At 67.0% G+C, this 6,596-nt stretch carries 5 protein-coding genes, 1 pseudogene and 1 CRISPR repeat array; of the genes and pseudogenes, 2 read left to right on the plus strand and 4 right to left on the minus strand.

The window, feature by feature from the left end; genetic code table 11:
• Window positions 1-103 precede the first annotated feature (103 nt).
• Window positions 104-437: a CRISPR direct-repeat array (repeat unit 29 nt; unit sequence GTCCTCCCCGCCGACGCGGGGGTGTTCCG).
• 41 nt (window positions 438-478) lie between these two features.
• From ACFY4A_RS39945 to ACFY4A_RS39960, 4 genes and pseudogenes are all read right to left on the minus strand, one after another.
• Window positions 479-1,155, minus strand: a pseudogene (locus tag ACFY4A_RS39945) (transposase).
• A gap of 83 nt (window positions 1,156-1,238) precedes the next feature.
• Window positions 1,239-2,006, minus strand: a complete 768-nt coding sequence (locus ACFY4A_RS39950) for a hypothetical protein (RefSeq protein WP_390834222.1) — start codon at window positions 2,004-2,006, stop codon at window positions 1,239-1,241.
• Between the two features lie 1,350 nt (window positions 2,007-3,356).
• Window positions 3,357-4,430, minus strand: coding sequence for a hypothetical protein (locus ACFY4A_RS39955; protein WP_390834223.1), 1,074 nt, complete (start codon window positions 4,428-4,430; stop codon window positions 3,357-3,359).
• 318 nt (window positions 4,431-4,748) lie between these two features.
• Window positions 4,749-5,372 carry a GyrI-like domain-containing protein gene (locus ACFY4A_RS39960; protein ID WP_390834224.1) on the minus strand — a complete coding sequence of 208 codons (624 nt, stop codon included), beginning with the start codon at window positions 5,370-5,372 and terminating at the stop codon, window positions 4,749-4,751.
• Between the two features lie 111 nt (window positions 5,373-5,483).
• Between ACFY4A_RS39960 and ACFY4A_RS39965 the strand changes: the two genes are divergently transcribed.
• Entirely contained in the window at window positions 5,484-6,056 is a 573-nt protein-coding gene (locus tag ACFY4A_RS39965) for a transposase family protein (RefSeq protein WP_390834225.1), read from the plus strand.
• Entirely contained in the window at window positions 6,028-6,492 is a 465-nt protein-coding gene (locus ACFY4A_RS39970) for a transposase (RefSeq protein ID WP_390834226.1), read from the plus strand. Before ACFY4A_RS39965 ends, ACFY4A_RS39970 begins: the two co-directional genes overlap by 29 nt.
• Window positions 6,493-6,596 lie beyond the last annotated feature (104 nt).

Here is a 6,596-nt window from a genome sequence, read left to right on the forward strand (position 1 = left end):
GAACGAACTGAGGCGAGCAGCATCCCTGGTCGTTTTCGACCGTCCTCATCAACGTCGGCGGGGAGGACCTAAGGCACTGGGCATTGCGTCGCCGTCGCGGCGGAACACCCCCACGGACGCGGGGGTGTTCCGCTTTTGGGAAGATCTGGGGATAGAGAAACCCCGTCCTCCCCGCCGACGCGGGGGTGTTCCGTGGACGCGACAGAAGAACCGCGTGACGGTCGTGTCCTCCCCGCCGACGCGGGGGTGTTCCGATGACGGACCCGCCGGAGGATCTGCTGCGGCAGTCCTCCCCGCCGACGCGGGGGTGTTCCGCGATGCGGACTCCTTGCTGACACAGGCACCGGGTCCTTCCCGCCGACGCGGGGGTGTTCCGCTCCCCAAGGTCGAGAAGAACTCCCAGTACACGTCCTCCCCGCCGACGCGGGGGTGTTCCGAGAGAGGCATCAGCTACCGAGTGGTCTGGGCGGCGGGCCGGTCAACTGGCCTGGCGGAGGTTGTGCAGGCGGGCGATGCCGAGGATCGCGTGGTGCACGCCGTCTCCCTTGAGCGGGCAGTCACGCAGGATCTTCCAGGTCTTCATCCGGGCGAAGACGTGCTCGACCCGAGCGCGGACATGTTTGTGCTCGCGATCGTGCCGGCCTGTCAGTCGGTGAGCTCGCCGCCCTTGGGCCGCCGGTGTGGGATGACCAGACCGGTGCCGGGGTAGCCGCCGTCGGCGATCGTGGTGGTCTTGCCAACCGCGGCTGCGGCACCTGACTCGCCCCACGCTTTGCAGTCGTTCCGGTTGCCCGGCACCGGCCGTCCGACCGCGACGACCAGCCGTGTGTCAGCGTCGATGACCACTTGGTGGTTGGTGGAGTACCTGTGGTTCTTGGACCGCTCGGCGATGCTGTGGTCGCGGGTGGGCACCAGCGTCCCCTCGACGATGAGCACGGTGCCCGCGCGGAAGCGCTGCCGCTGCTTCAGCGCCAGCAACGGCCCGATGTGATCGACGACTCGGTCAGCAGCTGACTTGGAGATGCCAAACAGCGGGACGAGCTGGCGCAGGGTCAGGTTGGTCCGCCAGTACGCAGCGACCAGAAGCACCCGGTCTTCCAGCGGCAGTGACCAGGGCCGCCCTCGGCGAGAACGATCGGCCCCCCGGCGCAGCATCGTGATCAGCTTGCGAAAGTCGCGCGGGCGTAGCCCGGTGAATGGTGCTATCCAGGACGGTGCCGTTGCCGTGATCACTCCAGTCACGGCGAGATCCTCTCAGGGCGGATCACGCCCCGACCGTTCACCTGGTCCAGTGCGGCACTCACCCGGGCCAAGCGGTAGCTGGGCAGGGCGATGTCATTGGCAGGGTTGCGCAACGAGTATCTGCCGTCGTTGATCCGCGTGCCATTCTCCGTCGCTGCCCAGCGCACCGGACCGGTTAGCCCTTGAGCTTCGAGCATGGCCCTCGCGAGCGGCACGGCAGCCTGCGAGCCGAGGCGGGCGCGCAATGCTGCGGCCAGGCGGTCGACGGCCTCCGGCGGTGCGGCAGCGTCCCCGAAGGCGGGCAGCAGGAGCAACAGGCGGGCGTGGGGGTCTGCGACGGTGCCGCCGGGCAGGCCGTTGTCCGCAGCAGTGACCAGGTCCGGCCAGGACAGTCCGGGGCCCATGAAGTGCCCGTCGTCGCGCGCGAGCAGCTCGGCTCGTTCCCAGTTGGGGTGGTTCACCAGATAGTCGACCCCCACCTCGTCAGGAACGGCGCGGTAGACGACGTAGAGCTGGTGACCTCCAGCGAGCGGGATGGTGAAGACGGGCCAGTCGGCCCGCTGCCACAGACGCTCTCGATAGGCCCGGTGGTCCGCCCAGGCATAGCCGGGTCCGAACATCAGCCCACCGGCCTCACCCTCGGCACAGGGGTAGAGGTGCCCCATCCAGAACAACCTCTCGTCCAGCAGCTCGGGGCTCAGGCCGAAGGGACCGTCGTGGTAGCCGGCTATCCGTACGGGATGTGCATCCGCATCGTTGGTCACGCGGGCCATCATGCCGCGTCGCCATCCGGTCGACGGAGCTGCCTCCCTGCCACGCGATCTTTGCGGGACTGTCCACGAAATGGGGCGAAGAGCACCGCTGGTCATATTCAAGAATCGCCATCAACGATCGTGCCGCCAGCGAAGACGGTCGCACCGAACAACGCCACAGCCGTGATCTGCTCCGTATGCCCGAGGGCGGCCAGGAGACAGATGGCAACCACGACCCAAGAGGGCGGTGGTGGCCGAGGCCACCTGGCCGACCCGTGCAAGACGGGACGTCATTACCACCATTCGTGTCTGATCCGGTCAGTGGCTCAGGCGGCAGGTCTTCCATCCGCAGCCGTCGCGTATCAGCGTGCCCGACCGTTCCAGGGCACAGCTCGTCCATTTGGGCGACGGCTTGAGTGAAAATACTCAGGAGCCAGTTTCAGCACAGGTGTTCGCGTGCGGCTTCCTGGCGAATGAACGTGAACCTCCCCACATCTTGCCCCATTTGTGCGATGAAGGAGTCCCGATCGCGTCGCGGGGTGCCTCCACAGAACGTCAATCTCTCGCCGTCGAAAATCATGTCAAGAGCGCCCTTGTCCGCTGAAGTGGCATTCTTCCTCCATTTCGCACCGGACTTGGTACCAGAGGCCTTCTCCAGGACGTCGTCCAGGTATCGACGTTCCGCTTCGCTCAGGGACTCACCATCGATACCGGCGACCACGTGAGGGCGAGGAGTCGATGTTCCCTCCGTTTCCGAGGGAAGAGGAGAGCACGCTGCGAGCGCTACAAGAACAGCTGTGAGGACGAGTGACGGTGCGCTTCATGCGACGGACGTTAACAGCGGCACGCGCATACGGTCACCACCCGGGCGTAGCCCAAAACTGTGCTTGTCCGTGGCACAGTTGTCGGATGCCGCGAATGCTTCGAATGCCTAGTAAATAATGATGTTGCTGCCGCCCGGCTCCAAGCGGGACCTTGTCGCTGAGCTCTATTTCCACTACCGGCTGGCAGCACGTCCCCGCTTCCAAAGATCGCGGCATTTTCCCTGGACTGGAGCTTGACCCCGATCGCTACTGGTCCACTTTTCAGCCGTCCCCGACAGGGGTGTTCCTGAGACGGCCGGTGAATCCGTGACAGCATCTGCGTCCTCGCCGCCGACGCGGGGGTGTTCTGGCTACTGGCCGACTGCTGGCAGATCCACGTTGGCGCGTGGCCTGCCTGCACCAAGCCGGCATCCGCCATGCGGGCGCGGCTTCGTCGTACCCGACGCCCCTGCATCCTTCGCCTCTTCACGCTGCCGCGGCTGCGGTGGCCCCACCTCGCTCACCGCCGGGCGGCGGCCCGTGGATGACGCCAGGCGTCTCAGTCGGCGGCTGGCAGGGGTCGGTCGTCGAGGATGATGGTGGTGACGTCGCTATCGTCGGGCCGGGGCAGGGTGGCGGAGGTGACGGCCTGGCGGGTGCGGCGGTTGATGGCCGAGGCCAGGGCCCAGGCAGCCGGGTCGTCGTCGGCGCCTTGGTTGAGGATCTGGTGGGTGGTGACCAGGACGGCGAGCAGGGAACGGCCGGAGAGGTGGGTGTCGATCTTCCCGTCGTCGGTGTCGGTGATGCGGTCGGGAAGCCGGAAGTGAGCGTGACGCAGGGTCTGTTCGATTAGGAACGCCCAGGTGTCCTTGTGGCAGATGAGCCTGGCCGAGGAGACCGCGGCCGCGGCGAGTAGGCTGTCCAGGTGCTCCCTGCGGCGGGCGTCCTCGTTCGTTGCGGCCTTGGCGTCTGTGGGGGCGGCCGGCGCCGCGGTGCCGGGCGTCTGAGCGGCCCGGGTCTCCGGGGCAGCCGGGCTGTCGTCATCGGGCACCGGTGCTGGCGACGTGGCGGTGGTGGCTAGTTCCGGGGAAGAGTCGGCCGGTGTCTGCACCGCGGGAGCGATCGATTGCTGCGCTGCGCTGTCCGTCACTTCGGGGGAAGGGTCGTCGTGGAGCTGAGGCTTGCTGGGCTCACTGCCATCGACGACCTCTGGCGCGTTCTCTTCCGGCACGCTCGCATCGTCCTTCCGCTTCTCGCTGGCCACGCCGTCGCCGCCTGGTTCCAGAGCCGGCCGCCCGTTCTCGGGGTCCGGCAGCCGGCCGACCGGCGGGGGAGTCCCGGGGATGTGTGGAATGCTGAGGGTATGCGCCCATGCCTGGGCGATCTCGCGGCGCAGCCCCTCCACCGCGGCGCGGACTTCGCCGAGGTCGCCGAGCATCTTCTCCTGCCGACGCCGCAGTTCACGGTTCTCTTCCCGCACGCCGGTGGTGCTATACGTGACGTGTTCCAGGACCTTGCGGTGCTGGGCGTCCTGGTCCTGCCGGAACGCGGTGAGTCCGGTGTTCGGATCGCCGAGGGACCGGCGTATCTCACCGAGCTCACTGAGGATCTTCTCTATGTCGCGTCGTGACACGCGCTCTCCCTTCGCTGAGACGAGGTATCTCTTTCCGCCGGACAATCAGCTGAAGCCGCGCTTTTCAGCCGTTCCGCGTTTGCCGGACAAATCTGCCACCGGTGGGACGGTGCGGGTGCCGCCGATTGCCCGGCGCCGCGCGTCGGCCGGGTTAGCTGCTGCGGCAGGAGCCGCAACGCAGCCTCAAGCAGGCGGGGAAGACGTCCTTACGGCCTTGAGGGCAATTGAGTTGAGGGCAGGCTGGCCCGGGAGTTCGGCTGGTGGGTGATTCAGCAGGCCATCGTGCGGACCGGCGCAAGTACGGCAGCGGCCGTGTGACTACCTGTCGAGGTGTTCGACCGGCTGGCGCAGGATGGTCTTCAGCTTCTCGGGGACGGTTTTGCGGGGGGCGCTGAGGTAGATCTCGTGATGCAGCCCCGATGGACGCAGGCCGTTGGCGGCGAGGTAGGAGTGGTGGAGTTCGTGCAGCACGGGTGCCTCGTCGTCGTAGGAGCCGATGTGCAGCACCTGGGCGCTGGGGCCTTTGTGGAGGGTGAGGTGCCGGAGCTGGGAGATCGTGGGGATCTTCTTCTTGGCCAGCGCAGTCTGCTTAGCGTCCTCGATCATCTCCTTGGTGATCCAGGAGGGCATGTTGATGAGCATGGTCCAGTTCCAGGTGTCCTTGGCTCCGCTGGTGAAGGCTTCGTACCGGTCCGCCCACCACAGCCCTTCCAGGGGAGCGACGACGAAATCGCCGCCCGCTGTGCGCTTGCTGGCGAACTTGAGGGTGTAGGCGGCTGCGTAGAGGGCCTCGACCGCGTGGGCGTAGGCGGGAGCCGTATTGAGGTTCCCGGTACCGTCGATGGCTATGAACTGCTGCTCGGCAACGTCCACGATGGCCCACGCCGTGTTCTTGGGTGCGTAGAACTCTTTCCGCTCTCCCTTGACGTCATACGGCGCCATGGGTGCCTCACTTCCTGGACGATGCGCATCGCCCGGCGATGCCCGTTACGGCCTTGGGACAGTTGAGCGGGGTTGACGGGATGTCAGTGGTGGGTGGCACGATCGGACGGCGTGAACTTCCTGAATCGTGCCGCCCTGTCCCATCCTGCCTTCACCGGTGTCTCCCGTGCACATTTCGGCGAGTTGCTCGTGGAGCTCGCGCCGCGGTGGGAGGCGGCACGGGAGTCGCAGCTGGCTGAGCGGCGGGGTAGTGTCCGCAAGAGGGCGGCGGGGGCCGGGCGCAAGCAAAAGCTGGTCTTCACCGACCGGCTGCTGGTCACTTTGATCCACCTGAGGCACGATCTGCCGCACGCCGCGCTGGCCGAGCTGTTCGCCGTGGACCGCTCCACCGTCTCCGGCGCCCTCCGTGAGGTACGGGTCCTGCTCGCCGAGCGCGGGTTCGCCATCCCAGACCAGCCCGGACTGCGGATGAAGACGATCGAGGACGTCTTCGCCTATGCCGAGGCCGAGGACATCGAGCTGCGGCTCGACGGAGCCGAGACCCAGGTACGCCGCCCCAGGGCGGGACGCCCGGGACGGCGGGCCTTTCGTCACCACCACGTTCAGCGACCAACAGGGTCGGATGCTGCTGTCCGGCGTAGTCAGGCCCGGGCGTATGCACGACCAGACCGCCGTGCGCAGTGAGGGTATCGCCGAGCAGTTCCGCCTCCGCCCGAAGGTGAAAGCGAAGGTCGACTCCGGATACGTCGGCCTGGCCAAGGAGTTTCCCGGCCAGGTCATCGCCCCGCCGAAGAAGCCCAAGGACGAGGCGTGCGACGGCGACAAGTACGCCTGGCGGGAGACGCGGCGGCGCCAGTCCTCGGCCCGGATCTGCGTGGAGCACACCAACGCCGAACTCCGCCAATGGGCGCCCCTGCGCCGCTTCACCGGACGCCGCGAGATCTACGCCGAAACCCATCTCGCGATCGCTTCCCTCGTCTCCGACCGATCCGCACGGCGAGCCACCCGCCGCACCACAAGCACGGAACTCGTACCGTCCGCGCGATGGCCTGCTGAATCACCCACCAGTCGAACCCCCAGGCCAGTACGCCCCGACCTCAATTGCCCCGAAGGTCGTTAGCTCTGGGCGCGGAACCTGTCAAAGCGATCAAGGCAGGTAGATCGTTCTAACGCTGTGCCGGGATCAGTGGGCCGTCTGGTGCCGGCTTGTTGATCCAGGCCGCT

The organism is Streptomyces sp. NPDC001292 (assembly GCF_042896465.1).
In the GTDB taxonomy this organism is placed as follows: Bacteria; Actinomycetota; Actinomycetes; order Streptomycetales; family Streptomycetaceae; genus Streptomyces.

Coding starts and splice junctions, on each gene's coding strand:
- ACFY4A_RS39960 (WP_390834224.1), bottom strand. CDS start 5,372: ATGGCGCCGTATGACGTCAAGGGAGAGCGGAAAGAGTTCTACGCACCC.
- ACFY4A_RS39970 (WP_390834226.1), top strand. CDS start 6,028: ATGCACGACCAGACCGCCGTGCGCAGTGAGGGTATCGCCGAGCAGTTC.